Here is a 26,451-nt window from a genome sequence, read left to right on the forward strand (position 1 = left end):
CATGAGCGCGCCATTCGTCCTGGCCGTTCCCTCCAAGGGCCGCCTGCAGGAAAACACCGAGGCGTTCTTCGCCCGCGCCGGGCTCAAGCTGTCGAAGGCCGGCGGCGCGCGCGACTATCGCGGCACGCTCGCGGGCCTCGACAATGTCGAGGTCGCCTATCTCTCGGCGAGCGAGATCGCATCGCAACTGTCGCGCGGCTTCGCGCATCTCGGCGTCACCGGCGAAGACCTGGTGCGCGAGAACATCGCGGATGCCGACAAGCGCGTGTCCCTGATCGACGGGCTCGGCTTCGGCTATGCCGACGTCGTCGTCGCGGTGCCGCAGGCGTGGATCGACGTCCGCACCATGGCCGACCTCGACGACGTCACCACCGGCTTCCGCGAGCAGCATCACATGCGGATGCGGGTCGCGACCAAGTTCATCAACCTCACCCGCACCTTCTTCCAGAGCCACGGCATCACCGATTACCGCATCGTCGAAAGCGCGGGCGCGACCGAAGGCGCGCCGGCGGCCGGCAGCGCCGAGCTGATCGTCGACATCACCACGACCGGCGCGACGCTCGCCGCCAATGGCTTGCGGGTGCTCGACGACGGCGTGATCCTGCGCAGCCAGGCCAATCTGGTCGCCTCGAAGGATGCCGACTGGTCGCCGCAGGCGCGGGAGACCGCGCGCGTCATCCTCGATCACATCGCAGCAAGGGCGCGGGCCAACAAATACCGCGAGGTCCGCACCCGCTTCCAGCAATGCGACGCCGCCCTGCTCGGCGAAGCCCACGAGCGCTTCGGTGTCGAAGCCCCGTTCGGCGGGCCGACCTCGTCGGGCATGCTGACGCTGCACTGTCCGCCGGGTCAGCTCTATGCGCTGGCGAGCTTCCTGCGCGAGCATGGCGCCGAGACCGTCTCGGTGGTTTCGCTCGACTATGTGTTCGACCGGGAGAACCCGCTGTTCGCCAAGCTCGAGGCATTCCTGCGGCAGTGAGCCTCAGGTCCGTTCAGCGTAGCGACAGCAAACGGCAGCTACCATATGCTGTTGAGAACCATGGACGCCTCTGGAACCTTGATCAATGACGCTGGGCTCTGACGTTTCCGGCATGACGACCACCGCGGCCAGTGCCGCCGCGAAGGGGTTGTCGATTGTCGTCCCCGTCTACAACGAGGCGGCGGGCCTCGCCGCCCTGCACCAGCGCATTTGCGATCTCGCCAAGACCTTGCAGCAGCGCTATCGCTTGCGTTGCGAAGTCGTCTATGTCGACGACGGCAGCGCGGACGCGACGCTCTCGATCGCCCGGTCGCTGCCGGCCGACGCGGTCGACGTTCAGGTGGTGTCGCTGTCGCGCAATTTCGGCAAGGAAGCCGCGCTGATGGCCGGCCTCGACCATGCCCGGCTCGGCGCCGTGATGTTCATGGACGGCGACGGCCAGCATCCGCCGGCCCTGGTCGAGCAGCTGGTGCGGCACTGGATCGAGGACGGCTATGACGTCGTCTATACCGCCAAGGCGCATCGCGACAACGAGCCCTTCCTGCGCCGCGTCGCCGTGCGCGGGTTCTATTCGCTGATCAATTGGGGCGCGCGCCAGAAGATCCCCGAAGACGCCGGCGACTTCCGCCTGCTGTCGCCGCGCGCGGTCGCAGCGCTCAGGCAGCTGCCGGAGCGCAACCGCTTCTTCAAGGGCCTCGCGAGCTGGATCGGCTTCCGCCAGATCCGCGTCGATTACGAGCCCGCGCCGCGCACCCATGGCGTGACGACCTTCAGCGCCGCGCGCCTGCTCGGTCTTTCGATCGAAGGGGTGACCTCGTTCTCGGTGGCACCGCTGCGCTTCGCCAGCCTGCTCGGCGTGATCCTCGCCGGCGGCGCCTTCCTGTTCGGCCTCTCGATCCTCTGGGAAGTCTGGACCACGGGCAAGCAGGTGCCCGGCTATCCCTCGCTCGTGATCGGCCTGATGACCATCGGCGGCGTGCAGCTCATCATGATCGGCATCGTCGGCGAATATATCGGCAAGATCCTGTCCGAGCTGAAGGCGCGCCCGATCTACTTCGTCGCCGAGCACAGCGAAAAGCATTTCGAGACCGGGAAGGCCGACGACGCCTCGAAGAGGACGGCCGCCGAATGAGCGCGGCCGCGGGCCTGCGGCGGATCTGGCTCTGCGCCGACGATTACGGCATCAGCCCGGGCGTCAATCGGGCCATCCGCGACCTGATCGAACGCGGGCGTCTCAATGCCACCTCGGTGATGATGGTGGGACCGGCGATCGAGCGCGGCGAGATCGAGGCGCTCCAGACGGCGGCGAAAGCGAGCCCGCGCTGCGCGATCGGCTTGCACGTGACATTGTCGGCGCCGTTCCGGCCGCTCACCATGCATTTCCGACCGCTGGACGGCGACATGTTCGTGCCGTTCCCGAAGCTGCTGCGCGCCGGCCTTGCGCGCCGGCTCGACCGCGAATTCTTTCGCAATGAGGTCAAGGCGCAGCTGGCGGCGTTCGCGGAAGCATTCGGGCGCGCGCCCGACTTCGTCGACGGCCACCAGCATGTGCAGCTGTATCCGCAGGTGCGTGACGGCTTTGTCGATGCGGTCAGCGAAGCCGCGCCGAAAGCCTGGGTCCGCCAGGGCGGGCGCGACCTGCCGCTCGTGCAGCGGCTGGCCTCACCAAAAGCCATGGTGCTCGATATCCTGAGCGCGCAATTCCGCCGCCGCGCCGCCAGCGCCGGCCTCGGCTTCAATCCCGGCTTTGCCGGCGCCTATGATTTTACGCGCGAGGCCGATTTCGGCGCGCTGATGCGGCAGTTTCTGGAAGGCCTCCCCGATGGCGGCCTCGTGATGTGCCACCCCGGCTTCGTCGACGATGTCCTCACCGGCCTCGATCCGATGACCGACGTCCGCGAACGCGAGCATGCTTATCTTTCAGGCGATGGGTTTGCGCGCCTGCTGGCCGACAGCGGCGTCACGCTGGGGTGAAACCGGCGGAAAGCAAGCCGCTGGGCAGCTTGTCGCATACCGAAATTTAATCCGGCCGGCACTGTTGGGGCCACAATGGAACCCTACATCTGCCTCGCGCTTGGTTTGAGCGAGGGAGACTGATCATGACGCCGCAGGAACGCCAGCTCGTCGACGAGCTTTTCGACCGGCTTTCGAAACTGGAAAATGCACCGCGGGATCCCGACGCGATCGCCGCGATCTCCGACGGGCTGCGCAAGGCGCCCGGCGCGGTCTACGCACTGGTGCAGACCACGCTATTGCAGGACGAAGCGCTGAAGCGTGCTCATAACCGCATCCAGGAGCTGGAAGCGGCCCATGCGCCCGAGCAGGCGCAGTCCGGCGGCTTCCTCGATACCATGCGCGACTCGCTGTTCGGCGGAGGCCCCTCGCGCGGCTCGGTTCCGAACGTGCCGCCGCGTGACGCGCGGCCGGTCTGGAACACCGGTCAGGCGATGCCGCAGACGCAGCCCGGTTACGGCGCGCCGCCTCCTTATGGACAGGCCTACGGCCAAGGCCCAGGTCAAGGTCCCGGTCAAGCTCCGGGTCAGGGCTATGGCGCTCCGCCGATGGGCGGTGGCGGCGGCTCGTTCCTCGGCACCGCGGCGGCAGCCGCGGCCGGCGTCGTCGGCGGCTCGCTGCTGCTCTCCAGCATCCGCGGCATGATGGGCGGATCGCACCAGCAGGCCTTCGGCGACACCAACGCGCTCGGCGACCGCAGCGCTGGTGGAAGTCCCTGGGGCGGCAGTGACCAGTCCGGCGGCTCGCTCGCGCGCGATGCCGGTCTCAACGACATCGGCTCCAACCGCGACCGCGACGACGGTTCCCGCCAGCGCTTCACCGACCAGGCGTCGAACGACCGGGACAACAACAACAACGATCAGAACTACGACGACAACGACCACGACAACGGCAATATGGACGTAGCCGACGACGACAGCGATTTCGGCGGCGGAGACGATGGCGGCAGCGACTACGCGTGAGGCTGCCCGATCAGCGCGACAAACAAAAACGGCCGCCCGGGAGGCGGCCGTTTTCATGTCGAGCGTCAGACGATCACATCACCACGACCTTGGTGCCGACATTGACGCGGCCGTAGAGGTCGATGACGTCCTCGTTACGCATGCGGATGCAGCCTGAGGAGACGTTGGTGCCGATGGTCCAGGGCTCGTTGGAGCCGTGGATGCGGTAGAGCGTCGAGCCAAGATACATCGCCCGCGCGCCCAGCGGGTTTTCCGGGCCGCCTTCCATGTGCCGCGGCAGGTCGGGCCGGCGCGCGATCATTTCCGCCGGCGGCGTCCAGTCCGGCCATTCGCGCTTGGCCGTGATCGACTTCACGCCGGACCAGGTGAAGCCGGGACGGCCGACGCCGATGCCGTAGCGCATCGCCCGGCCGTTGCCCTCGATCAGATAGAGGAACTTGTTCGGCGTATCGACCACGATGGTGCCGGCAGTTTCCTTGCCGCTATAGTCGACGGATTGCTTCTCGAATCTCGGATCGAACGGACGCTGGCGCGGATCGACCGCCTCCTGCTGGAGACCTGCGCCTTGCTGATATCCACCCTGCATCTGCGGCTCGCCCATCGGTGGCAGGCGGCGCTGGTCGTAATAGCCGGGCTGCTGCTGATAAACCGGCTGCTGCGGCGCGTAGGCCGGGCCGCGGCCGGGACCGTCACCGAACAGGAACTCGATGAAGCCGCCGCCCATATTCGCATTGGAGGCGACACGCACCGGCGCCGGCTGCACCTGCGGCTGGTAGAGCACCGCGGGCGGATCGTTCGGCACACTATTGTCGAAGGCGCTGGCGCTGTTCGCGCCGGCAATGAAGGTGCAAGCGCTGCCGAGCAGCGCGACAGACATTTTCTTGAACATCGACGTACTCTGTACTGTTTCGTCTAGATCCCATGCGTCGTGCAGAGCCGATGGCTGACCGGCGACCGCGACGTGGTCAATAAAGAGCAAAAGCCGTTTTGTTTGGTAAACGTATCAGCCGTTTCGATTCACCACGTCGCGAGCGAGGGTGCAATTTGGCGATCAGCGTTTATTTTCCATGAACGCCGCAGGCCCATGGTTAATCGCTTCTTTTCGCGCCGTCGCGTGCGGCCGCGCAACAGTTCCCGCTGTGAACCTCGTGTTAAATTGCTTCTGTCTACAAAGACGCGTGAGTGAGGTGGGGGGAGTTCCTGATGGCTATTCACCGCAAACGTTTTCGTGTCGAGGAGGCTATTGTCGGCGAGATGCCCAGCCCCGAAATGATTGAGGAGGCTGCGCCGATGCATAACGAGATCATGGCGGAGCTGCGTGCGATCCGCGCACAGATGGCGAAGGGCACCGTGCCCTTGTCCGGCAGCGCGGCCATGGCGGCGATCGACGCTTCCACCGCCCACGAGCTCTCCGAAGCTCGTACCATGCTCGATACTTACCGGGCGCAGATCGAGCAGTGCGAGAAGCTGAAGGTCGAGCTCGACCTCATCCACGACGCCATCGACCGCACCAAGCGCGAGATCGCGACGCTGCACGGCAAGAGCTTCGACGGCGGCGAGATGGCCAAGGTCAATGGCGAGCTCGGCGCGGTCGTCGGCGGCACCGAGCAGGCGACCCAGCAGATCCTCGAAGCCGCCGAATCGATCGACCAGGCGGCCAGCGCGATGTCCAAGGTGCAATCGGCCGACCAGCAGAAGCGGCTCGCCGACGACATCCAGGAACGCGTCATCTCGATCTTCGAAGCCTGCAACTTCCAGGACCTGACCGGCCAGCGCATCAGCAAGGTCATGACCACGATGAAGTTCATCGAGCAGCACATCAATGCGATGATGGAGATCTGGGGCGGCGTCGACGCGATCAAGGCCCATGTGCCCGCGCCGGCCGACACCCGCAGCGACGACGAAAAGCTCCTCAACGGCCCCAAGCTCGCCGGCGACGTCGGCCACGCCTCGCAGGACGACATCGACGCGCTGTTCGACTGATCGGGCGCGGCATTACGGAAAAACAAAACGCCGGCGAGAGCCGGCGTTTTTGTTTTTGGGGCCATCCCCTCCACTGTCATCGCCCGGCCTTGACCGGGCGATCCAGTATTCCAGAGGCGGCGGTGATTGAGCCGAGAGGCCGCGGCGTACTGGATGCCCCGGTCAAGCCGGGGCATGACGAAGGAGAAACTACGCCCTTGGCGCGCAGCGGACGTAGACCATGTTGCCGTAGCGGGTGGCGGCGTCCTTGTCGATGAAGCGGGTGATCAGGACGCGGCCGTCGAAGGAGACGATCTCGCGGTCCTGCTCGCCGGGGGTGGGACCCGCCGGGCCGATGTAGTTCTTGCCGCTGGGCGAGCCCTTCAGCCGCAGCTCCTGCGGCGTCGCCTGGTCGGCGAGATGCATGATCACGCCGCCGGAGGAACCGGCGGTGATCACGTAGGGATTCTTGCACTGCGCCCGGGCCGCGGCCTCGGTGCGGGCGCGGTCGGCCGGGTTCTGGAACGAGGCGAGACCCCAGCGGCCGACGATCTCGTCGGCGCGGATGCTCGCCGGCATTTCCGGGCCGGTGCCGGGCTCAGCCTCGGGCGGCGGCGAAGACGACGAGAACGACGGCAGGCTCATACCGCCGCCGCAGGCGCCAAGCAGCAGCGCCAGGCAGGAGGCGGCCGCCAGATTGGCAACCGTGCGTGCGTGAGCTGACCTGATCATGACATTCCCCCGAGCAAACCGTCCCCCAAATGAGACCCCGACCGCATCCCTCCTGCAGCCAAGCGCAAAACCGCTGTCGGAGCAATGACGTCCTTTATACGCCAGCGCGACCAATAAGTTTCTCTAGACACGATCCTATATCCGCCTCACCAATCGCTTAACCACCCTTGCTTGACAGGATCGCGGCCAAGCCATATTTCCGGGCGCACTATTAGCACTCGGAAAGCCCGATTGCTAAGCGCGCCGTTCGATCCTCGGCAAGAGGGTGGACGGACGCCGCCCCTACCCACTTCCATTCCTTCCGAAGCGAGCCTCCAAAGGGAAACGTCATGGCTAAATCCAAATTTCGTCCGCTGCATGACCGTGTCGTGGTCAAACGTATCGACGCCGAGGAAAAGACCAAGGGCGGCATCATCATTCCGGACACCGCCAAGGAAAAGCCGTCCCAGGGCGAGGTCGTCGCCGTCGGCCCCGGCGGCCGCGACGAGGCCGGCAAGCTGATCCCGATCGACCTCAAGGTCGGCGACCGCGTGCTGTTCGGCAAGTGGTCGGGCACCGAGGTCAAGATCGACAACGAAGAGCTCCTGATCATGAAGGAGTCGGACATCATGGGCGTCATGGCCTAAGGCCGTCAGCCTGAACAGCCGCTGAATGTCATGCCCGGATCGCGCGATCCGGGCATTCGGTCATTCCGCAAGCGGCAAACACATCACGAAACACGAGGGATTGAAGAAATGGCTGCCAAAGACGTCAAGTTTTCCGGAGACGCGCGCGATCGCATGCTGCGCGGCGTCGACATTCTCGCCAACGCCGTCAAGGTGACGCTCGGTCCGAAGGGCCGCAACGTCGTCATCGAGAAGAGCTTCGGCGCGCCCCGCATCACCAAGGACGGCGTCACCGTCGCCAAGGAGATCGAGCTCGAGGACAAGTTCGAGAACATGGGCGCCCAGATGCTGCGTGAGGTCGCCTCCAAGACCAACGACCTCGCCGGCGACGGCACCACCACCGCGACCGTGCTGGCCCAGGCCATCGTGCGCGAAGGCGCCAAGGCGGTTGCCGCCGGCATGAACCCGATGGACCTCAAGCGCGGCATCGACATCGCGGTTGCAGCGGTGATCAAGGACATTGAAAAGCGCGCCAAGCCGGTCGCCGCCTCCTCCGAGGTCGCCCAGGTCGGCACCATCTCGGCCAACGGCGATGCCGCCATCGGCAAGATGATCGCCCAGGCGATGCAGAAGGTCGGCAACGAGGGCGTCATCACCGTCGAGGAGAACAAGTCACTCGACACCGAGGTCGACATCGTCGAGGGCATGAAGTTCGACCGCGGCTATCTGTCGCCCTACTTCGTCACCAACGCCGAGAAGATGACCGCCGAGCTCGAGGACGCCTACATCCTCCTGCACGAGAAGAAGCTGTCCGGCCTGCAGGCCATGCTGCCGGTGCTGGAAGCCGTGGTGCAGTCGGGCAAGCCGCTCGTCATCATCGCCGAGGACGTCGAGGGCGAGGCGCTGGCCACCCTGGTCGTCAACCGCCTGCGTGGCGGCCTGAAGGTCGCCGCCGTCAAGGCGCCGGGCTTCGGCGACCGCCGCAAGGCCATGCTCGAGGACCTCGCGATCCTCACCGGCGGCCAGCTCATCTCCGAGGACCTCGGCATGAAGCTCGAGAACGTCACGGTGAAGATGCTCGGTCGCGCCGGCAAGGTCGTGATCGACAAGGAGAACACCACGATCGTCAAGGGCGCCGGCAAGAAGCCGGAGATCGAGGCCCGCGTCGGCCAGATCAAGGCCCAGATCGAGGAGACCACCTCGGACTACGACCGTGAGAAGCTCCAGGAGCGCCTCGCCAAGCTCGCCGGCGGCGTCGCGGTGATCCGCGTCGGCGGCGCGACCGAGATCGAGGTCAAGGAGAAGAAGGACCGCGTCGAGGACGCGCTCAACGCCACCCGCGCCGCGGTGCAGGAAGGCATCGTCCCCGGCGGCGGCGTCGCGCTGCTGCGCGCCAAGAAGGCGGTGGGCCGTCTCACCAACGCCAATGCCGACGTCCAGGCCGGCATCAACATCGTGCTGAAGGCGCTGGAAGCCCCGATCCGCCAGATCTCCGAGAACGCGGGCGTGGAAGGCTCGATCGTGGTCGGCAAGATCCTGGAGAACAAGTCCGAGACCTTCGGCTTCGACGCCCAGAACGAGGACTATGTCGACATGGTCGAGAAGGGCATCATCGATCCCGCCAAGGTGGTCCGCACCGCGCTGCAGGACGCCTCGTCCGTGGCCGGCCTGCTGGTGACCACCGAGGCCATGGTCGCCGAAACGCCGAAGAAGGAAGCTCCGCCCGCCATGCCGGGCGGCGGCGGCATGGGCGGCTTCTAAGCCTCCGTTCCGTTACAATGTTGCGAAGGCCGCCTCCGGGCGGCCTTCTTTTTTGCCGACCCTGCCCCTTCTGCTTTCCAATTCAACCGGCGGCCAAAACCCACTACGGTGGCGCGCCGATTCGATTGCGCGAGGATTCATCGATGCGTGCGCTTCTGGTTTGTTCGACAGCCCTTTTGGCGGCCCTGCTTGCCGTCTCGCCCGATGTCGCATCGGCCCAGATGAAGCTGTCGCCGAAGGCCGCGGCGCCGGGCGGGACGGAGACCCGCTATTTCACCTCGATCGACGGCCTGATGGACGGCAATGCCGACGTGATCCTGAAGGAGACGCGGCAGGGCAAGACGGTGACGGCGGCCGTGCTCGACGTCTGCTATCCCGTCGCAAAGAATTCCGACCGCAAGGACCGCTTCGTCGTCAATCTCCAGGTCGCGGGCCAGAACCTGACGGGCACGACGCAGAGCCTCGGCGAGAAGGCGCCCGTCACCGTCAAGCTGCTGCGCAAACAGTCCGGCGACACGTTCGAGTTCCGCGGCCAGATCGCGATCGGCCAGGCCGTGACCGAGGTCACCTCGCCCGACAATTCCGATCTCAGCGAGAAGGAATTTCAGGACAACCAGACCTCCGACGACGGCATCACGCCGCAGCCGAAGGATTTCACCGACGTCTCTCCGGAAGCGATCGCGGTCAAGGTCAAGCTGGATGCGGCGACCGAGTTCCTGAAGAGCCTGAAGGGCCAGGACGTCGAGGTGACGCTGGCGAGCCTGACCGTCGGCTGCGACGCGCTGCGTGCCGGCGAGCAGACCATCAACATGTCGGTCGATCCGGAACGCGCCGGCGCGCTGCTGGCGAAGTTCAAGGCGATGCCCGGCGTCACCGCGGCGGGCTGGACCGCGGGCATGACCGAGATGGACCGCACCATCCGCTTTCCCGCAGCCGACTGGCGCGACGGCGACAAGATCAGCCGTGACAAGCTCGCCTCAGCCGTCGCCGGCGTGATGAGCCGGACGCTTGCGGCAAAGCAGGTCTCGCACAGCTTCAACCCGGCCACCGGCAAGCTCAAGCTCGTCTTCAAGCGACCGAACCAGGATTTTCCGGCACTCGAGCTCACCGACACGATCGAGGTTGCAGGCCTCATCTCGCCCGACAAGCCCGGCACGACCGACAAACTGATGCTTTGGATCGGCAGCCCCTCGACCACGACCGCCGATGAGAGCAGCGGCGCCAAGCTCAATCTCTCGGACGACGCTTCGGCCGACGAGGAAGGCGATCAGCCCGACGACAACGGCTCGATCGAGGCCCTCGCGAAAGAGCTGAAAGGCCAGCGCTGGGACGCCGACAAGTCGGTGTGGAAGTAGGCTCTCGTGCCCCGGACGCAGCGCAGCACGTCAGTGATGCGCTGCTGAGCCGGGGCCCAGAGGCCGCAAGCGAAGTCGCCGATCGAGTCTGGGTCCCGGCTCTGCGCAGCAGCGTTGCACGCTGCAGCGCGTCCGGGACACGAGACCTAATTCCCCGTCGTGCGAAAGCGCAGCGGCTTGGGACCGATCAGTGTCAGTACGTCGCCCTGACGCTTCCAGGTCTCGACGCTGCTGAGCGACGCGACGAGTTCGTCGTCGGCCTGCGCCCTGGCCGGCGGACAGGAACGGTCCTGGATCTGGCCGGGGACGAAGATCACCGTGTTGCCGGCGACCGAGAACTGGCCCTTGCCGCCCTTGCACCAGAGCTCCAGCACGACTTCGCCATTGTCGCCGATCTCGATGTTCGGAATCCGCTTCGATCCCGGCTGCGGCAGGGCCTCCAGCGTCATCTCGGTACCGAACGGAAAACCGTCCTCTGCACGCGCCAGCGTGGACATCGCGAGCATTGCAACCGCCAAACACGCCATCTGCTTTAGCGAAACCATGAGACCTCTCGACCGACCTGATTTGCGGCACCTTCTATAAGACGGCGGCGCCGTTGAGAAGGTTCGCGGAGGCTAAAGCGCGATGAGATTGGGACGAATCGTCATCGTGCTTCAGCTTGTTGTTTGAGCATGATTTTTTCGGAAAACCGCTTCGCACTTTTCCGGATCATGCTTTAGATGCAAAAATCCCCGCAAGGCGGCGAAGCCCTGCGGGGATTTGCGTTGAAGCGTGGCGTGGTCTGCTACTTCAGCACCATCGCCGTGAACGGCCAGACATAGGCCTGCAACGTCACGAACAGGCCGACCAGAGAGGCCAGCACGATCGAGTGCCAGAACACGAAGCGCAGGATCGTGCCCTCATGGCCGTACCAGTTGGTGGCAGTGGAGGCGACGACGATCGATTGCGCGTCGATCATCTTGCCCATCACGCCGCCGGACGAGTTGGCCGCGGCCATCAGGATCGGCGACAGGCCGAGTTGCTCGGACGTGATCTTTTGGAGATTGCCGAACAGCACGTTGGAAGCGGTGTCCGACCCCGTCAGCGCCACGCCGAGCCAGCCCAGCAGCGTGCCGAAGAAGGGATAGAGCACGCCGGTTGCGGCAAAGGCGAGGCCGAGCGTTGCGTCGACGCCGGAGAGCCGCGTCAGCGTGCCGATTGCGAGCATCGCCGAGATCGTGATCAGCGAGATCGCGCAGAGCCGTATGGTGCGGCCGTATTGGATCAGCAGCCTGCCGGGACCGACGCCCATCAGGAAGCCTGAGATGATTGCGGCGATCAACATGCCCGTGCCGGTGAACGAGAGATAGGTGAAGCCGAACACCGCGCTCTCTTTGGTCGGCCCTGGCGCGACCGGCGGCATCTTGTTGATCATCTGATGCAGCTCGGGAACGGGATAGTTCCAGGTGAAGATCGAGTTCGCCCAGGTCTTGAAGCCGCCGTTGCCCCAGACCAGCATCACGATGCAGACGATGATCCATGGCAGCAGCGCGCTGAAGAGCTCGCTCTGCGTCAGCGGCGTCTTATCGAGCGGCTTGGCCGCGGCCATCGTGGCGGCCGATTCATCGCGGCCGCGCAGCGCCGGCGACAGCCAGAGCTGCCTCGGTTGCCAGACCTTCAGGAACAGGATCAGCGCGCCCATAGAGATCAGCGACGCCCCGATGTCGACAATCCAGGGATTGATGAAGTTTGAGATCACGAATTGCGGGACCGCAAACGACACACCGGTGACGAGGATCGCCGGCCAGACATCCTTCATGCCCTTCCAACCTGCGAAGGCCCACACCACCCAGAACGGCACGATCAGAGAGAAGATCGGCAACTGCCGTCCGACCATCGCGCCGAGGATGTAGGGATCAAGCCCGGTGACCGAGGCAAGACCCTGGATCGGCGTGCCCAGCGCGCCAAAAGCGACCGGCGCGGTATTGGCGATCAGCGACAGGCCGGAGGCCGCGAGCGGCGAGAAGCCGAGCCCGATCAGCACGGCGCCCGTGATGGCGACCGGCGTGCCGAAGCCCGAGGCTCCCTCGAAGAACGCGCCGAAGGAGAACGCGATCAGCAGCAATTGCAGCCGCCGGTCCTCGGTGACGCCGCCGACCGCGCGCTTGAGCAGCTCGAAGCGCCCGGTGGTCACCGTCACCTGGTAGAGGAAGATGACGTTGAGAACGATCCAGCCGATCGGGAAGAAGCCGGTCACGATGCCGAGGATCGAGGCGCGGATCGACATGTTCGCCGGCATGGTGAACACGAAGATCGTGATCAGGTTGGCCACGATCACGGCGATGATTGCAGCAATATGGGCCTGGACGCGACCGCTCGCGATCAGGATCAGCAGCGTGACGACGGGTATTGCCGCTGCGATCGTCGACAGCACCGGACTGTGCAGCGGGTCATAGACTTGATTCCACATGGTCTTCCTCCCCCACGCCTGTTGCGGCAGGCGGCCCGCGTGGACAGCCGAGCCTGCTTGACGCTGGAAGCGATAACCCCCGAGCTGGACGCGAATTCCTCGCGAGTGCGGCGGTTCCCGTCCGCTCACAAGCCCGCGAAGTCCCGGAGGCCCCCACCCCGCGCCGTTGTACCCATGCTAGGGTTGCAAGCTGCGACAAGCCAACGCAAATTGCTGAACTTGCGACTTTAGTCTAAGCGCTTTCTGCCGTTGCCACAGCCATTTGGCCTATGGGCGTTGTGCACATCCCCTCAGGAGACAGAGCTCTGTGAAGAACATCAGCGCCACGCTCGCGATCGTCTGGCGAATCGCCGCCCCCTATTTCCGATCGGAGGACAAGTGGGTCGGCCGCGGCCTGCTCGCCGCCGTGATCGCGATCGAGCTGGCGCTGGTCGCGATCGACGTGCTGGTGAACCAGTGGCAGAACCGGTTCTACAGCGCGCTCCAGAACAGCGACTGGGACGCCTTCGTCACGCAGATCTGGATCTTCATCGGCCTCGCCTTCACGGCGATCGCGCTGGCGGTCTACAAGCTGTACCTGAACCAGTGGCTCCAGATCCGCTGGCGGCAGTGGCTCACCCAACACTATCTCCGCGAATGGCTCGACGGCTCGACGCATTACCGCATGCAGCTCAAGGGCGATGCGGCCGACAACCCGGACCAGCGCATCACCGACGACGTCAAGAACTTCGTCGAGCAGACCCTGACGATCGGACTGGGCCTGCTCTCGTCGATCGTGACGCTGTTCTCCTTCGTGATCATCCTCTGGGGCCTGTCCAACGCCGCGCCGCTGCACCTGTTCGGCACCGATCTCATGATCCCCGGCTACCTGTGCTGGGGCGCGCTGATCTACGCGATCTTCGGCACCGCGTTGACGCACTGGATCGGCGCCCCGCTGGTCAATCTCAATTTCGAGCAGCAGCGCTATGAGGCCGACTTCCGCTTCAACCTCGTCCGCGTCCGCGAGAATTCCGAGCAGATCGCGCTGCTCAAGGGCGAGGGTGCCGAACGCGGCGGTCTCTTCCGTCGCTTTGGCTTCGTGATCGGCAATTGGTACGCCATCATGAGCCGGACCAAGCGCCTCACTGCGTTCACGGCGAGCTATCAGCAGGCTGCCGTGATCTTTCCCTACGTGCTGGTGGCGCCAGCCTTCTTCGCCAAGAAGATCCAGCTCGGCGACATGATGCAGACGGCATCGGCCTTCTCGAGCGTCCAGGGTGCGCTGTCGTTCTTCGTGGTGGCCTACCGGGCGCTGGCGGAATGGCGCGCGATCGTCGCCCGTCTCGACGGCTTCGAGATGTCGGTGGCCTCGGCCGCACACCCGCCGACGCATGAGCCGACCATCGGCCTTGCACCATCTGGCAGCACGACGGCGATCGCGCTCAAGCAGCTGCTCGTGAAGCTACCGAACGGTGCGCCTCTGGTCGCAGCCGATGCCTTCACGATCCAACCGGCGGAGCGGGTCTTGGTGACCGGGCCGTCGGGCTCCGGCAAGTCGACGCTTTTCCGGGCCATCGCCGGCGTCTGGCCGTTCGGCACCGGCACCATCGCCATACCCGGGAAATCGAAGCTGATGATGCTACCGCAGCGCCCCTACTTCCCGATCGGCCCGCTAGGCGACGCGGTCATCTACCCGGCAGAACATGGCGCCGTCGCATCGGAGAAAATCCGGGACGCACTCATTGCGGTCGGCATGCCGAAGCTGGCCGAGCGACTCGACGAGGACGGTCATTGGAACAGGACGCTCTCGCTCGGCGAGCAGCAGCGCCTGGGGCTCGCGCGCGCCCTGCTGCACGTGCCGGATTATCTGTTCCTCGACGAGGCCACGGCGTCGCTGGACGAACCATCGGAAGCCCGGCTGTACCGGCTGCTGGCGGAGAAGCTGCCGCAGGCCACCATCGTCTCGATCGGCCACCGCTCGACGCTCGACGCCTTCCACACCCGCAAGGTGGCGTTGGTGAAGGACGGCGAGATCCACGTTCTCGGCAAGGACGGCGAGCCGGCCCAGGCGGAGCCGACCGTGGCGAGCTGAGGCGGCACAACCAAGCCTGAGGCTAGCCTCGACAGGACCTTCGTTGCAGCCATCCTTACGAGACGCCCGCCTCCGGCGGGCTCCTCAGGATGAGGTCTGTCTCGCGGCAAGATCCTAGACCCTCATGGTGGGGAGCGCCGCCCTTACGGCGCGTCTCGAACCAATGCAGGCCGAGCGCTCTCACAGACGACCCTACGCCCAAAGCAAAAGGGCGGCAGATTGCTCTGCCGCCCTCGTTAGGTCGTCTCGGGAAGAAACTTACTTCAGGTTGGTCATCGCCGTCAGGTCGACCGAGAGCTTGGCAACGCCGGCCGCGCTGCACCAGTTGGAGCCGAACGCCGTGCCCGCGTTCGCGCCGCCATTGATCGGCGTCACAAAACCGGGGCTGGAGTTGGTGGCCGAGAAGTCGCTGGTGAAGGCGTTGCAGTTACCCTTCGAGAGGTCGGTGTCGTAGTAGCGCAGATCGAGCGTGAACACCTTGTAGGTGAAGCCGACGCCGACGTTCCAGGTGTTGTAGCTCGGCTCCTTGATGCCGTTGGAGTACAGCGGGTCGCCGGCAATGCCGTAGAAGATGTCGGACGTGCCGAGCCACTGACGGCCGAATTCACCCGACACATACATGCCGACGCCACTGGCACCGAACGTGGTGCTCGGCGCGGTCCACTTGGCGGTGATCGAGGCGTAGTTGCCCCAGGCGCCGAGGTTCAGGAAGTTCGGCGAATAGTACTCGTTGAAGCCAACGACCCACTGATCGTTGATATTGAGATTCAGCTTGGCATAGACTTCGTAGAAGCTTGCGTCCTTCTTGGCGAAGTTGCCGTTGATCGGCAGGCCGATCGCGCCCTGCGAATTGTCGAGGCCGGTGCCGCAATTGCCCTGGGCGAGGGTGCCCTGCGAACCGAAGCAGCTTCCGCCCGGATAGAGGTAGCCCCAGATACCGAAGTCGAAGGCGAACATGCCGAAGGTCGGGCGGATACCGCCGTAGATGTCGACTTCAGCCGCGGCGCGGTTCGGGAACGAGATGCTCTCCGCGGACGCACCGACGTAGAGCTGGAGGTCCTTGTTGACGTTGTAGCGCGGCTCGAAATAGGCGGCGACCGACGGATTGTGGTTCGACTGAGTAACGCCGCGGAAGATGTAATCGCTCATGATGCCGGCGCCGAAGGCGACATCCCAGGGGTCAAAGGCGGGCGGCGGCGGGGCCTTCAGAGCCTTGACCGGCATGTCTGCCGCGAAAGCCGAACCCGTCACCATTGCCAGCGCCGTTGCCAACAAAGCCACTTTTTTCATTTCAATCCCCATCACCAGTTCCACCCAGTCGGTTTCCCGGAAGCCCCCCGGGCCGTACGACCTGACTGCAAAATTTCGTTACCGCGACAATCTGGCTGGGAGGATGCGAACCGTGAAGCAAAAATCACGAGCATCTGCCGACTTTTTAGGCGTTCTGACACTTCTACAAAAGGTTGTCCGCCTGTGTTGCTTCTTGATCACATTATTTGCATTCCAAAGTGCACAGAGCCGCCCGGATTAGTACGGGAGCCGCCGGTGCAGTGGTGCCTGTGCCACGAATCGGACTGACGTGAGAAACGACAACCAGACCGCGACCATTGCGACGATACAAAAAGGCCGCAGCGTCACCGCTGCGGCCTTACTGTTGTCGGTCGTTGTCGTCGGGATGGACCCAGCCTTTGCCCTCACCTTGGACCTGACTTTGGGCCTATCCTTGGACCCTACCTCGGGGCCTAACCTTGCCCCTCAGCCGGCGTCGGCTCCGCAGAAGACGAAGGCATCGCCCAGCTTGTCTCGGCGGCGGGCTCCGGAGCCGGAGCCGCCACCGGCGCTGAGGGCTTCGGCGCAGGAGCTGCCTTCGCCTTCTTCGGTGCCGCTTTCTTTGCGGCCTTCTTCGGTGCAGCCGGCTTGGCAGCCTTCTTGGCCGACTTCTTCGCAGCCTTCTTGGCGGCCTTCTTCGGGGCGGCCTTCCTGGCAGATTTCTTCGCAGACTTCTTGGCAGACTTTTTCGCGGACTTCTTGGCTGCCCTCTTCGCGGTCTTCTTCGCCGCTACAGCCTTCTTGGCCTTTTTGGCCTTCTTGCTTTTTTTCTTCTTCGCTTTCGCCATCGTGGTCCTCCTGTTGCCGCCGAACAATGGTCGATCGGGCGTCTTCAGCCGTCACCTCCGGACGAAGGCTAGCTCGAGGCATTCAATGCCGCGGCCGCGACCCGCCCGTAGCCCAATCGAGAAGCTCAATCGTGTGTACGACCGGAACTGACGTGCCACTGGCAATCTGCACCATGCAGCCGATATTGCCCGCGGCAATCATGTCCGGCTTGACGCTTGCGATGTTGGCGACCTTGCGGTCGCGCAACCGGCCCGCAAGCTCGGGCTGGAGAATGTTGTAGGTCCCCGCCGAGCCGCAACACAAATGGCTCTCCGGCACATCTTTCACCACGAATCCATTCTTGGAAAGCAATTCTTTCGGAAGGCCCGTGATTTTCTGGCCGTGCTGCAACGAACACGCGGAGTGATAGGCGACGACGATGTTGTCCTGTCGCGTAGTGGTCACGAGCTCGAGGCCGGCGACGAATTCGGTGATGTCCTTGGCGAGCGTGGACACCTGCGCCGCATCGGCGGCAAACGCCGTGTCCTCGCGCAGGAGATAGCCGTAGTCCTTGATCACCGTGCCGCAGCCGGAGGCCGTCACCAGGATGGCGTCGAGCCCCTCGCCGGCCGCTTCCTTTCGCCACGCCGCGACGTTGGCGCGGGCCCGCGCCAACGCATCCTGGTCGTTGCCCAGATGATGGGTCAGCGCGCCGCAGCACTGCTCGTCCCGGACCAGGACAACCTCAATGCCGTGGCGGGTGAGGAGGCTGATGGCGGCCTGGTTGATGCGCGGCGCCAGCACCTGCTGGGCACAGCCCTGCAGCAGCGCGACCCGGCCGCGCTTCTTGCCGAGTGCCGCGAATACGCTGCCGGGGAGCGGGCCCGGCGACGGCAGACGGTTCGGCGCCAGCGCCAGCATCGCCTTGAGGCGCTGGATCAGGCCGGGCGTCGCCGACGGCCGCGGCGTCGGCAGGAATACGGCAAGCGGACGGGCGAGCCGCGCCAGCCACATGCTGGTGCGGAAGAGCTGCGGATTCGGCAGGACAAAGGCCAGCACCTGGCGCAACAGCCGCTCGGTCAGCGGCCGCTGGTAGCGCTGCTCGATCCTGACCCGGGCCTGGTCGACGAGATGCATGTAGTTCACCCCTGAGGGACAGGTCGTCATGCAGGACAGACACGACAGGCAGCGGTCGACATGCTTGACCACCTCGGCCGTCGGGGTCTGGTCCTTCTCCAGCATCTCCTTGATCAGGTAGATGCGGCCGCGCGGGCTATCGAGCTCGTCGCCGAGCAGCACATAGGTCGGACAGGTTGCAGTGCAGAAGCCGCAATGGACGCAGGCGCGCAGGATCTTGTCGGCTTCCGCGATGTCGGGGTCGGCGAGCTGCGCCAGTGAGAATTCGGTCTTCATGCCGCAGCGCCCCGCGTCAGCCGCCCCCGGTTGAGAATGGTTTTCGGATCGAAACTGGCGCGGACCCGATCGCTCAGCGCGGCGACGCCGGGCGCCTGCGGATGGAATACGTCCACACCGCGCCTGACGTCCTCGGCCGCCCGGATCAACGTGGCGTGCCCGCCGACCGCATCCGCGCGCTGGCGCACGGCCGGGGCATGCGCGTCGGCCTTCGGCGGCAGCGCGGCCCAGATCAGGCCGCCGCCCCAATCGTAGATGATGTCGCCGCCGGTCTCGCGCGCCAGCTGGGTCCCGAGCGCCGCGCCGGAAGCCGGCGGACAGACGATCCGCCACACCGGCCAGGCCCCAACTGCACCGCCGGCCGCGAACGGCAGGACGTCGCGGATCGTGGCCCACAATGCGGCGGAGGCCACATCCTCGACCAGCGTCGCGGTTCCGAACGGCGCCAGCAATTCGCGCAGCGAGCCGGCGCGGTGCGCGGCGGACGCCGTGATGCCCTCGAGCCGCAGCACGGTCAGCGCTTCGCCCTGGCTGGCGATGTCGCCAAGCCCGTCGGTCTTCGCCCGGAACGCCGATTTCGGCAGATGCGCGGCAGCAGAGACGTCGAAGGGCGAGCCGAGCGCCGCGGTCATCGCCTTGTTGGCGGCGGCATCGTCGAGCCCGCGCAGCAGCAGCGTCCGCTCCGCTTCGGGCTTCGGCATCACCTTGAGCGTGACCTCGGTCATCACCGACAGCGTGCCCCAGGACCCCGCCAGCAGCTTGCAGAGGTCGTAGCCGGTGACGTTCTTCACCACCTTGCCGCCGGTCTTGAAGCTGTCGCCGAAACCGGAGACGGCGTGCGCCCCGAGCAGGTGATCGCGCGCCCCGCCCGCCTTGATCCGCCGCGGACCGGCGAGGCCGGCCGCGATCATGCCGCCGATGGTGCCCAACGCGGGCGTGCCGAGCAGCGGCGCCGTATTCATCGGCTCGAAGGCGAATTGCTGGTTCTTGGCATCGATCAGCGACAGCACGTCGGCCAGCGGGGCGCCGGCCTGGAGCGTGACGATCAGCTCGTTGGGTTCGTAGGAGGTGACGGCATTCAGCGCGGAGAGGTCGAGCACGGCGTTGGTCGCCATCGTGTGGCCAATGCTGCGCTTGCTGCCATGACCGATGATCTCGAGCGGCTGCTCGTTGGCAATCGCCGCGCGCACCACCTCTTCGACGTCTTTGGCGTCTCTGACCCTGAGCGTATCCACGGGAAAAGGCGGTAGCGAAATTCGCCGCCAAAATCAAATGCGGCGTGACGCTGGCGATCAGCGCCGGTGCAGTCGGGGATCCTGCACGGGCGACCACGACGCCTCGATCATGATCGAAGCGTTCACGACATCGACACTTCGACCAGCGGCGAACCAAAGCCGGCAGGCCCTCGCTACAAGCTTGCGCCGATCGCGATCGAGGCCAACCGATGGAGACAAGCATGCGATCGACACATCAGCGGCTGGTGCCGCGCGTCCACGAAGCGTTCAGCCGCAGGTCGGTGATCCGGGCCTTCGGAGCCGTCCTGGCGATCTATCTCTCGCCATGGGCGGCGGCGTCATCTCAAGCCCAGCAGCAAGGAGCAAGGACCATGAACCACTATGCCACGCAGAAATCCCTCAGCGACGCCGTCGACGGCGGCGGCCTGCTCGTCGTCGCGCAATGGGAGGCCAAGCCCGGTGAGGCCGACAAGGTCGCCGCGATCCTCGACCGCTTCCTGCCGGAGGCGCAGCGCGAGGACGGCGTCAAGCTGTTCCTGATCTCGCGCGCCAGGGACAATCCGGCCCAGTTCCTGTTCTACGAGCTGTTCCGCGACGAGGCGGCTTTCAAGGCGCATCAGGAGAGCGCACATTTCAAGACCTGGATCGCCGGCGAAGCCCTGCCGCTGCTGGCGAAGCGGGAACGGGCTCAATACGCACTCATGTAAGCACCAGCTCGTACGCCGCGGTTCGATCCGGACCGCGGCATACGACTATATGATCGCGCGCAGCGGCGATCTGCGCAGGATCAGTGCCGAGACGGCCAAGCTGCCGATCGCGGCCAACATGGTCAGCAGGAGCGCCTTCGTGAGTGCGAAGAGCGGCAGTGCGTGCAGAAGCAGGGCAAAGCCGACCAGGATCGGCGGATGGATCAGGTAGACGCCGAAGGCGTTGTCCGAGAGCCATTTGGCGACCGGCCCTTGCTCGTCGAAATAGCGGCGGTAGACGGCCAGCATCAAGAGACCCATGCCGACGCAGACCAGCGCCTCCCACAGGCACTTCCCGGCACTGACGACGTTGAAGCCGCCTGCATAGAGCGCGGTGTCCCCCTGCAGGCCTCCCCCGAACAGCACGAGCGCTGCAAACAGCGGCACAGAGAGCGACAGCGCGAGCAGTCCCCAGCGGATACAGGAGCGCTCGGCAAGCCCAAGCATCCAATTGCCGCGAGAGCCGACGGCGCCGGCCGCGAACATGAGAGCGTATTGCGGGAGATCGCCGGGGTGAACGTTGAGCACGGAGGTATCGGCGTGGATGGCGATGCGAACGCCGAAGGTGAGTGCCGCCATGGCCGCAACGAACAGAACAATCCCCGTGCCGCACAGCGCAACCTTGGGCTCCCGCCATCCGGTCTGGCGGATCAGGCCATAGAGGAGCGAGACCAACAGCAGCACCGCGCAAAACCACATCGGTCCCGTCTCGGAAAGCCATTCGCCGTCCATCAGATGGGTCAGCCATTGATGGCCGAAACCGCCCTTGCCCCAAGTCCATGACAGAAAATACTGCGTCAGTGGGCCGATCATCAACATGTAGAGCAAAGTCGGCAAGCCGAGCCTGATCAGCCGATCACGTGCAAATTTCGAAAGTCCTTTCCGATCGAAGGCGCCGACAGCGAAATAGCCGGCGATGAAGAATAGCGCGGCCATGAAGAAGGCCTGGAGGAAGCTCTGATAGATGCCGAAGAAGAGGGCCGTGCCGAAGCCGGTCTCCCGCCGGTCGACATAGTACCAATTGCCGAACGGACTGTACGTGTCGGCTGCGTGCATGCTCAGCACGAGAATGATCATCGACCAGCGGATGTTGTCGATAAACAACAGGCGCGACTTCGCCAGCGGCCTGCCCGGCGCTTCTTTCGTCACACTGATCCGAACGTCCGCCATGTCGCCGCCATGCCGGGTATCGACCGTCAGAACCGCGGAATGTCCGGAAACGCCACCTTCCCGGCGTGCACATGCATGCGGCCGAGCTCGGCGCAGCGATGCAAGGTCGGAAACACCTTTCCGGGATTGAGCAGGCCCTGCGCGTCAAAAGCGCATTTCAGGCGCTGCTGCTGGTTGAGGTCGATCTCGGTGAACATCTCCGGCATCAGGTCGCGCTTCTCGATGCCGACGCCGTGCTCGCCGGTGAGCACGCCGCCGAACTCGACGCAGGCGCGCAGGATGTCGGCGCCGAAGGCCTCGGCGCGCTCGATCTCGCCGGGCTTGTTGGCATCGTAGAGGATCAGCGGATGCAGATTGCCGTCGCCGGCGTGGAACACGTTGGCGCAGCCGAGCTGGTACTTTTCCGACAGTTCGCGGATGCGGGCGAGCGCCTTCGGCAGCGCGCCGCGCGGGATCGTGCCGTCCATGCAGAGATAATCGGGCGAGATGCGGCCAACGGCCGGAAACGCCGCTTTGCGGCCGGCCCAGAACAAATTGCGCTCGGCCTCGGAGGTCGAGATCTGGCAGGTGGTCGAGCCGCAAGCATTCGCAATGGTCTCGACGCGCGTGATCAGCTCGTCGACCTCGATCTTGGGACCGTCGAGCTCGATGATGAGCAGCGCTTCGACGTCGAGCGGATAGCCGGCATGAACGAAGGCCTCGGCGGCGTGGATCGCCGGCTTGTCCATCATCTCCATGCCGCCGGGAATGATGCCGGCGCCGATGATGCGCGCCACGCATTCGCCGGCCGCCTCAACCTGCGCGAAGCCGACCATCAGCGCCCGCGCCGTCTCCGGCTTTTGCAGGATGCGCACCGTGATCTCGGTGATGACCCCGAGCAGACCTTCCGAGCCGGTGATGACGCCCATCAGGTCGTAGCCGGTGTTCTCCGCCGACTTGCCGCCGATGCGCAGGATCTCGCCGCTCATCAGGACAATCTCGCAACCGAGCACGTTGTTGGTGGTCATGCCGTATTTCAGGCAGTGCACGCCGCCGGAATTCTCCGCGACATTGCCGCCGATCGAGCAGGCGATCTGCGAGGACGGATCGGGGGCGTAGTAGAAGCCGGCATGCGCGACCGCCTGGCTGATGGCGAGATTGGTGACGCCGGGCTCGGTGACGACGACGCGGTTGTCGAAATCGATCTCGCGGATCCGCTTGAACTTGCCGAGCCCGAGCAGCACGCCGTCTTCCAGCGGCAGCGCGCCCCCGGACAGCGAAGTGCCGGAGCCGCGCGGAACCACCTTGATCCCCTGCCCGGCACAATATTTCAGGACGAGCGAGACCTGCTCGGTGGTGTCGGGCAGCACCACGACCATCGGCGGTTGCCGATAGGCCGTCAGCCCGTCGGATTCGTAGGCCCGCATCTCGGAGGCGCTGTCGATCACGCCCTCGCCGGGCACGATTGCGCGCAATGCAGCCACGATCTCAGCGCGGCGCGCCAGCACGGTCTGGTCGCTCGCGGGCATCATGATGGCCATAACATATCCTTCCGACTCGTAGCCCACGATCAAATTATCGCGGCAAATCAACCACGTCCGCGCCTGTTTGGGTAGGCCATCCGAAAGTCGGAGCGGCCATCTTCGGCGAGTTCGCTCTGGGACAAGTAGGACAGCATGAAACCTGTCATGGTTTCGCGGCTTGTCCAAGCCGGGCGGGCCTGCCAAAACCGGCGGGTCCGTCGTTTGCCGACCAGGCAAGACCGACCAGCCTAGACCCACCAGGGAAGAGACGAAGAGCACCCGATGACAAAACTGACTTTTGGCGCACTGATGATCCTCACCGTGACTGCCACCGCACCCGCCGCGATGGCGCAGGATGTTGCGGCCGGCAAATCGTCGTTCAACAAATGCCTGGCCTGCCACGCCATCGGCGAAGGCGCCAAGAACAAGGTCGGCCCCGAGCTCAACGGCCTCAACGGCCGCAAGTCAGGCACCGCGCCGGACTACAATTATTCGGATGCGAACAAGAATTCCGGCATCACCTGGGACGAAGCCACGTTCAAGGAATACATCAAGGACCCCAAGGCCAAGATCCCCGGCACCAAGATGGCGTTCGCCGGCATCAAGAATGAGAACGAGATCAACAATCTCTGGTCCTTCGTCGCGCAGTTCGACAAGGACGGGAAAATCAAGCAGTAAGCGCGTGAACGGCGGCCGCCCGAGCTTCGGTTCTGATTGAGTCAGAACCGAAGCTCGGGCTTCTTGTTTTGACGCGTTTTCTTCACGCGAACCGGTATCCACTTCGCTCGAAAACGCTTTAATCGGCGGCCGCCTGCGCCGGGACGATTTTCCCGATCATCGTCTCGATCTCCGTCTTCACCAGATCCGGCACAGCGTTCTGCACCATGTGGCCGAGATCGGGCAGCACGATCAGCTTTGCACCCGGCACCATCGCGGCGAAGGGACGCGCGTGGATGCCGGTCTTCACCGTCTTGTCGGGCTCGCCGGCGATGATCGTGACCGGCGCCTTGATCTCGCCGTAACGCGCAGCCTGCGCCGTCACCGCTTCCTTCAGCGTCACCAAATCGTAGGCATTGGCGATGAACTCGCGCGGGCGCAGCAATAGCGGCGTCGCGGAGTCCTGCACGAAGCCATCCGGCATGGTCTGCGGCACGAAGACGCTGCGCGCGCCGGCCTCGGCAACGAAATACCCCATCGGCAGCGTGATGGTGTAGGCGAGCAGCGGGCCGATCACCGGCGTTGCGATGATCTCGTTGTAGCGGCCGACGCCGCCGCGCCAGGGATGGGTCACCGGCGCCAGCATGACGAGACCGGCGACGCGGCCGGGATGATCGAGCGCGATCCGCGCGCCGAGCGCACCGCTCCAGGAATGCACGACGAAGACCGCGCGATCGATCCCGAGCTTACGAAGCGCCTCGTCAATCATCCGGGCCTGGATCTGCGGCGTCGAATCCTGCCGCCGCATCCGCGTGCTCCAGCCGTGACCGGGACGGTCGATCAGGATGACGCGATGGTCTTTGGCCAGGAGGTCGCCGAGCGGACGCCGCATCGCTTCGAGATTGGAGCTCGCGCCGTGCAGCATCACGATCGGCACGCCTGAACCGCGCGGACCGATATCGACGACGTGAAGCACAGCGCCGTCGACCTCGACCATCCGGCCCTGAGGCGGAAAGGCGCGTTGCACGGCAAGGACGCCGGCCTGCGTGGCCAGCGCCAGCAGAACCAGCGCGGTCACGACTGACATCACGATCATGGAGAGAATCCGGGCGATCCAGGGCACCTGGCAGTTACGAGACTAGCGGGCGGCAGTTTCGCTCCGTGGAACCCGGCGCTCCACTTGAAAAGCCGGGGCTGTGGATATGTGCATAATTCGAGTATGAAAAAAGTCAATAAAATCAATGGTATTCCCCACAGCGCGCAAGCCTCGGACCAGCTTCATGCAGTCGTCATCGCGGCTTCCATATAATCGCCACGGTCGGTTCCGCCATCTAGGCGCGGGTGGGCGCCGATCCTCCTCGCAAACTCCAAGGGGATGCGGGAAGGCCGGCAGGATGTGTCCTGATTTGAACCGGAGAATGTCGATGAGCTTCAGATCCAAAGACACTGCGATCGACGAGATCGTGGCGAGCTGCAACGGTGACCTGCGCGGTGCAGTGCGGGCACTGCTTCTGATCAACGAGCATCTCGAGACGGAGCTTGCAAAGGCTTACGCCGCGGCCGCCGATCACGGCCTTGTCGAGCGCGCCGGTAGCGTCCTGCACTAAGTGCAGGCTAGTTCGTTCCGTCCTCGTCCTTTTCCTCGTCGGGTGTGACCGCAGGGCAGGCGCGGATCGTCGAACGGGCAAGCTTGGCATCGGCCCTGGACGTGTAGGGACCGTCGCCGAACCAGATGTCGCCGATGATCACGGGATTGCTGGTTACGATGTTGCATTTGCCGGTGGCGCGATTGCCGACCACCCAGAACAAGCCGTCGGCGAGGCTCATCGAGCCCGACGCGAGCAGCAATACACCTGCAAAGATCAAACGCTTCATGGCCGTGCTCCTGCCATGCAGGTAGGCCTGCGCGCGCTTCAACAATACCCCTGAGAACACCGCACATGTGATCGTGGTTAATCCGCGCACGCCGCAATCACTCGGGAAATGATCAACTTGTCCGCTAGATGTCGCGGCCTTCGACCTTCTCGGTCAGCGCCTTGACCTGCTCGGGGATCTTCTCGAGGTGCGGATTGACGGCCAGCGCCTTGCGGTAGGCCTCAAGCGCACGTTTCTCGTCACCGACCTCCTGCATGATCATGCCGAGGCCTGCGAGCGCGCCGAAATGGCGCGGCTCCCGGATCAGCACCTCGCGGATGTCGGCAAGCGAGCGGCCGTAGTCATTCTGCATGTAGTAGAGCGTGGCGCGCCGGTTCCAGGCCTCGATGTAGTCGGGCCTGAGCTTGATGACCGAATCCAGCAGCTTGATCGCAATGTCGATCTTCTGCGCGTCGACCGCGGTCTTGGCCCGCGCCATCAACAGCGATGCGGTGTCGCTCGGGGTCTGGATCCAGATCGCCCAGATCCGTGCCTCCACATGCTTGGCGCTGGCCTCGTCCGGCGCGGCCTTCAGCGCGCCGAACAGGAAATCGAGATTCTTGCTGCGGTCGACCTTGGGCAGCTTGGCCGGCGCCTCCGGCAGCTTCTTCTGTTCCTTGCCGGGAGGGGCAGGCAGCTCTTTCTGCGCCAGGGCTAGCGTAAGGCCAGTGGCGCCCAGCACAAGGGCCAGACACAGGGTGCGCGCGAAAGGGAAGCTCACTGCCAAGAATCTCACTGCCATGGCCAAAGTCTAGACGCGCAAAGCCGCCCTTGCAAAGCAAAGGCGGCGTCAAACTCGTGTGAGCCGTGGTCTTGCGGGGCGCG

General features: G+C 64.8%; 25 protein-coding genes. 12 read left to right on the forward strand and 13 right to left on the reverse strand.

What is annotated here, in order from left to right; all coding sequences use genetic code 11:
* The first annotated feature begins 1 nt into the window (after window position 1).
* The 4 genes from hisG to ACVJ5M_RS41695 all read left to right on the forward strand — a co-directional run bounded on the left by hisG (window position 2) and on the right by ACVJ5M_RS41695 (window position 3,954).
* Window positions 2-979 (forward strand): ATP phosphoribosyltransferase, encoded by a 978-nt coding sequence (hisG, locus tag ACVJ5M_RS41680; protein ID WP_063985620.1) that lies wholly within the window; start codon window positions 2-4, stop codon window positions 977-979.
* 85 nt (window positions 980-1,064) lie between these two features.
* Entirely contained in the window at window positions 1,065-2,111 is a 1,047-nt protein-coding gene (locus ACVJ5M_RS41685) for a glycosyltransferase family 2 protein (RefSeq protein ID WP_063985621.1), read from the forward strand.
* Window positions 2,108-2,953: a ChbG/HpnK family deacetylase gene (locus ACVJ5M_RS41690; protein WP_063985622.1), complete on the forward strand. Its 846-nt coding sequence runs from the start codon at window positions 2,108-2,110 to the stop codon at window positions 2,951-2,953. The genes ACVJ5M_RS41685 and ACVJ5M_RS41690 overlap by 4 nt, the downstream gene beginning before the upstream one ends.
* 125 nt (window positions 2,954-3,078) lie before the next feature.
* Window positions 3,079-3,954, forward strand: coding sequence for a DUF2076 domain-containing protein (locus ACVJ5M_RS41695; protein ID WP_354098017.1), 876 nt, complete (start codon window positions 3,079-3,081; stop codon window positions 3,952-3,954).
* Window positions 3,955-4,027: 73 nt separating this feature from the next.
* Here the strand turns inward: ACVJ5M_RS41695 and ACVJ5M_RS41700 are convergent, their stop codons facing one another.
* A complete protein-coding gene (locus tag ACVJ5M_RS41700) occupies window positions 4,028-4,843 on the reverse strand; it encodes a L,D-transpeptidase (RefSeq protein WP_063985624.1) in 816 nt (271 codons plus the stop codon).
* Window positions 4,844-5,157: 314 nt separating this feature from the next.
* On the opposite strand from ACVJ5M_RS41700, the gene ACVJ5M_RS41705 reads away from it, so the two are divergent.
* A complete protein-coding gene (locus ACVJ5M_RS41705; protein WP_063985625.1) occupies window positions 5,158-5,937 on the forward strand; it encodes a protein phosphatase CheZ in 780 nt (259 codons plus the stop codon).
* Window positions 5,938-6,126: 189 nt separating this feature from the next.
* Here the strand turns inward: ACVJ5M_RS41705 and ACVJ5M_RS41710 are convergent, their stop codons facing one another.
* The gene (locus ACVJ5M_RS41710; protein WP_063985626.1) at window positions 6,127-6,648 is read right to left on the reverse strand and encodes a hypothetical protein; all 522 of its coding nucleotides are present in this window, start codon (window positions 6,646-6,648) and stop codon (window positions 6,127-6,129) included.
* A gap of 329 nt (window positions 6,649-6,977) precedes the next feature.
* Here ACVJ5M_RS41710 and ACVJ5M_RS41715 point away from each other — a divergent pair, with 329 nt between their 5' ends.
* The 3 genes from ACVJ5M_RS41715 to ACVJ5M_RS41725 all read left to right on the forward strand — a co-directional run bounded on the left by ACVJ5M_RS41715 (window position 6,978) and on the right by ACVJ5M_RS41725 (window position 10,369).
* Window positions 6,978-7,274 carry a co-chaperone GroES gene (locus tag ACVJ5M_RS41715; protein ID WP_014491914.1) on the forward strand — a complete coding sequence of 99 codons (297 nt, stop codon included), beginning with the start codon at window positions 6,978-6,980 and terminating at the stop codon, window positions 7,272-7,274.
* Window positions 7,275-7,382: 108 nt separating this feature from the next.
* Window positions 7,383-9,014 carry a chaperonin GroEL gene (groL, locus tag ACVJ5M_RS41720; protein ID WP_063985627.1) on the forward strand — a complete coding sequence of 544 codons (1,632 nt, stop codon included), beginning with the start codon at window positions 7,383-7,385 and terminating at the stop codon, window positions 9,012-9,014.
* Between the two features lie 143 nt (window positions 9,015-9,157).
* Entirely contained in the window at window positions 9,158-10,369 is a 1,212-nt protein-coding gene (locus tag ACVJ5M_RS41725) for a hypothetical protein (protein WP_063985628.1), read from the forward strand.
* Window positions 10,370-10,515: 146 nt separating this feature from the next.
* Here the strand turns inward: ACVJ5M_RS41725 and ACVJ5M_RS41730 are convergent, their stop codons facing one another.
* Together ACVJ5M_RS41730 and ACVJ5M_RS41735 are read right to left on the reverse strand one after the other, a co-directional pair.
* Window positions 10,516-10,914 (reverse strand): META domain-containing protein, encoded by a 399-nt coding sequence (locus tag ACVJ5M_RS41730; protein ID WP_063985629.1) that lies wholly within the window; start codon window positions 10,912-10,914, stop codon window positions 10,516-10,518.
* 242 nt (window positions 10,915-11,156) lie between these two features.
* On the reverse strand, window positions 11,157-12,821 hold the full coding sequence (locus tag ACVJ5M_RS41735) for an L-lactate permease (protein WP_063985630.1): 1,665 nt from the start codon (window positions 12,819-12,821) through the stop codon (window positions 11,157-11,159).
* Between the two features lie 307 nt (window positions 12,822-13,128).
* Between ACVJ5M_RS41735 and ACVJ5M_RS41740 the strand changes: the two genes are divergently transcribed.
* Window positions 13,129-14,892: an ABC transporter ATP-binding protein/permease gene (locus ACVJ5M_RS41740; protein ID WP_063985631.1), complete on the forward strand. Its 1,764-nt coding sequence runs from the start codon at window positions 13,129-13,131 to the stop codon at window positions 14,890-14,892.
* A gap of 258 nt (window positions 14,893-15,150) precedes the next feature.
* Here ACVJ5M_RS41740 and ACVJ5M_RS41745 read toward each other — a convergent pair whose 3' ends face one another.
* From ACVJ5M_RS41745 to ACVJ5M_RS41760, 4 genes are all read right to left on the reverse strand, one after another.
* Window positions 15,151-16,182 carry a TorF family putative porin gene (locus ACVJ5M_RS41745; protein ID WP_063985632.1) on the reverse strand — a complete coding sequence of 344 codons (1,032 nt, stop codon included), beginning with the start codon at window positions 16,180-16,182 and terminating at the stop codon, window positions 15,151-15,153.
* 452 nt (window positions 16,183-16,634) lie between these two features.
* Window positions 16,635-17,009, reverse strand: a complete 375-nt coding sequence (locus ACVJ5M_RS41750; protein ID WP_071909499.1) for a histone — start codon at window positions 17,007-17,009, stop codon at window positions 16,635-16,637.
* Window positions 17,010-17,091: 82 nt separating this feature from the next.
* Window positions 17,092-18,402 (reverse strand): glycolate oxidase subunit GlcF, encoded by a 1,311-nt coding sequence (gene glcF / locus ACVJ5M_RS41755; protein WP_456679621.1) that lies wholly within the window; start codon window positions 18,400-18,402, stop codon window positions 17,092-17,094.
* Window positions 18,399-19,637, reverse strand: a complete 1,239-nt coding sequence (locus ACVJ5M_RS41760) for an FAD-binding protein (protein WP_063985635.1) — start codon at window positions 19,635-19,637, stop codon at window positions 18,399-18,401. The genes glcF and ACVJ5M_RS41760 overlap by 4 nt, the downstream gene beginning before the upstream one ends.
* Before the next feature lie 221 nt (window positions 19,638-19,858).
* On the opposite strand from ACVJ5M_RS41760, the gene ACVJ5M_RS41765 reads away from it, so the two are divergent.
* Window positions 19,859-20,344 carry a putative quinol monooxygenase gene (locus tag ACVJ5M_RS41765; protein WP_155794877.1) on the forward strand — a complete coding sequence of 162 codons (486 nt, stop codon included), beginning with the start codon at window positions 19,859-19,861 and terminating at the stop codon, window positions 20,342-20,344.
* A gap of 45 nt (window positions 20,345-20,389) precedes the next feature.
* On the opposite strand, the gene ACVJ5M_RS41770 is transcribed toward ACVJ5M_RS41765, so the two are convergent.
* Together ACVJ5M_RS41770 and ACVJ5M_RS41775 are read right to left on the reverse strand one after the other, a co-directional pair.
* Window positions 20,390-21,553 carry an acyltransferase family protein gene (locus ACVJ5M_RS41770; RefSeq protein WP_063985636.1) on the reverse strand — a complete coding sequence of 388 codons (1,164 nt, stop codon included), beginning with the start codon at window positions 21,551-21,553 and terminating at the stop codon, window positions 20,390-20,392.
* A 26-nt stretch (window positions 21,554-21,579) separates the two neighbouring features.
* Complete coding sequence (locus tag ACVJ5M_RS41775; RefSeq protein WP_063985637.1) at window positions 21,580-23,073, reverse strand: FAD-linked oxidase C-terminal domain-containing protein; 1,494 nt, start codon at window positions 23,071-23,073, stop codon at window positions 21,580-21,582.
* A gap of 264 nt (window positions 23,074-23,337) precedes the next feature.
* Here ACVJ5M_RS41775 and cycA point away from each other — a divergent pair, with 264 nt between their 5' ends.
* Window positions 23,338-23,733 carry a cytochrome c-550 CycA gene (gene cycA / locus ACVJ5M_RS41780; RefSeq protein WP_063985638.1) on the forward strand — a complete coding sequence of 132 codons (396 nt, stop codon included), beginning with the start codon at window positions 23,338-23,340 and terminating at the stop codon, window positions 23,731-23,733.
* 118 nt (window positions 23,734-23,851) lie between these two features.
* Here the strand turns inward: cycA and ACVJ5M_RS41785 are convergent, their stop codons facing one another.
* The gene (locus tag ACVJ5M_RS41785) at window positions 23,852-24,808 is read right to left on the reverse strand and encodes an alpha/beta fold hydrolase (RefSeq protein ID WP_063985639.1); all 957 of its coding nucleotides are present in this window, start codon (window positions 24,806-24,808) and stop codon (window positions 23,852-23,854) included.
* 328 nt (window positions 24,809-25,136) lie between these two features.
* On the opposite strand from ACVJ5M_RS41785, the gene ACVJ5M_RS41790 reads away from it, so the two are divergent.
* Window positions 25,137-25,319, forward strand: coding sequence for a hypothetical protein (locus ACVJ5M_RS41790; RefSeq protein WP_063986707.1), 183 nt, complete (start codon window positions 25,137-25,139; stop codon window positions 25,317-25,319).
* 7 nt (window positions 25,320-25,326) lie between these two features.
* On the opposite strand, the gene ACVJ5M_RS41795 is transcribed toward ACVJ5M_RS41790, so the two are convergent.
* Window positions 25,327-25,587, reverse strand: coding sequence for a hypothetical protein (locus ACVJ5M_RS41795; protein ID WP_063986708.1), 261 nt, complete (start codon window positions 25,585-25,587; stop codon window positions 25,327-25,329).
* Between the two features lie 124 nt (window positions 25,588-25,711).
* On the reverse strand, window positions 25,712-26,368 hold the full coding sequence (locus ACVJ5M_RS41800) for a tetratricopeptide repeat protein (RefSeq protein ID WP_354099991.1): 657 nt from the start codon (window positions 26,366-26,368) through the stop codon (window positions 25,712-25,714).
* Between the last annotated feature and the right edge of the window lie 83 nt (window positions 26,369-26,451).

The sequence above is a fragment of the Bradyrhizobium sp. S3.7.6 genome, assembly GCF_054061875.1.

Coding starts and splice junctions, on each gene's coding strand:
- hisG (WP_063985620.1), top strand. CDS start 2: ATGAGCGCGCCATTCGTCCTGGCCGTTCCCTCCAAGGGCCGCCTGCAG.
- ACVJ5M_RS41685 (WP_063985621.1), top strand. CDS start 1,065: ATGACGCTGGGCTCTGACGTTTCCGGCATGACGACCACCGCGGCCAGT.
- ACVJ5M_RS41690 (WP_063985622.1), top strand. CDS start 2,108: ATGAGCGCGGCCGCGGGCCTGCGGCGGATCTGGCTCTGCGCCGACGAT.
- ACVJ5M_RS41695 (WP_354098017.1), top strand. CDS start 3,079: ATGACGCCGCAGGAACGCCAGCTCGTCGACGAGCTTTTCGACCGGCTT.
- ACVJ5M_RS41700 (WP_063985624.1), bottom strand. CDS start 4,843: ATGTTCAAGAAAATGTCTGTCGCGCTGCTCGGCAGCGCTTGCACCTTC.
- ACVJ5M_RS41705 (WP_063985625.1), top strand. CDS start 5,158: ATGGCTATTCACCGCAAACGTTTTCGTGTCGAGGAGGCTATTGTCGGC.
- ACVJ5M_RS41710 (WP_063985626.1), bottom strand. CDS start 6,648: ATGATCAGGTCAGCTCACGCACGCACGGTTGCCAATCTGGCGGCCGCC.
- ACVJ5M_RS41715 (WP_014491914.1), top strand. CDS start 6,978: ATGGCTAAATCCAAATTTCGTCCGCTGCATGACCGTGTCGTGGTCAAA.
- groL (WP_063985627.1), top strand. CDS start 7,383: ATGGCTGCCAAAGACGTCAAGTTTTCCGGAGACGCGCGCGATCGCATG.
- ACVJ5M_RS41725 (WP_063985628.1), top strand. CDS start 9,158: ATGCGTGCGCTTCTGGTTTGTTCGACAGCCCTTTTGGCGGCCCTGCTT.
- ACVJ5M_RS41730 (WP_063985629.1), bottom strand. CDS start 10,914: ATGGTTTCGCTAAAGCAGATGGCGTGTTTGGCGGTTGCAATGCTCGCG.
- ACVJ5M_RS41735 (WP_063985630.1), bottom strand. CDS start 12,821: ATGTGGAATCAAGTCTATGACCCGCTGCACAGTCCGGTGCTGTCGACG.
- ACVJ5M_RS41745 (WP_063985632.1), bottom strand. CDS start 16,182: ATGAAAAAAGTGGCTTTGTTGGCAACGGCGCTGGCAATGGTGACGGGT.
- ACVJ5M_RS41750 (WP_071909499.1), bottom strand. CDS start 17,009: ATGGCGAAAGCGAAGAAGAAAAAAAGCAAGAAGGCCAAAAAGGCCAAG.
- glcF (WP_456679621.1), bottom strand. CDS start 18,402: ATGAAGACCGAATTCTCACTGGCGCAGCTCGCCGACCCCGACATCGCG.
- ACVJ5M_RS41765 (WP_155794877.1), top strand. CDS start 19,859: ATGCGATCGACACATCAGCGGCTGGTGCCGCGCGTCCACGAAGCGTTC.
- ACVJ5M_RS41770 (WP_063985636.1), bottom strand. CDS start 21,553: ATGGCGGACGTTCGGATCAGTGTGACGAAAGAAGCGCCGGGCAGGCCG.
- ACVJ5M_RS41775 (WP_063985637.1), bottom strand. CDS start 23,073: ATGGCCATCATGATGCCCGCGAGCGACCAGACCGTGCTGGCGCGCCGC.
- cycA (WP_063985638.1), top strand. CDS start 23,338: ATGACAAAACTGACTTTTGGCGCACTGATGATCCTCACCGTGACTGCC.
- ACVJ5M_RS41785 (WP_063985639.1), bottom strand. CDS start 24,808: ATGATCGTGATGTCAGTCGTGACCGCGCTGGTTCTGCTGGCGCTGGCC.
- ACVJ5M_RS41790 (WP_063986707.1), top strand. CDS start 25,137: ATGAGCTTCAGATCCAAAGACACTGCGATCGACGAGATCGTGGCGAGC.
- ACVJ5M_RS41795 (WP_063986708.1), bottom strand. CDS start 25,587: ATGAAGCGTTTGATCTTTGCAGGTGTATTGCTGCTCGCGTCGGGCTCG.
- ACVJ5M_RS41800 (WP_354099991.1), bottom strand. CDS start 26,368: ATGGCAGTGAGATTCTTGGCAGTGAGCTTCCCTTTCGCGCGCACCCTG.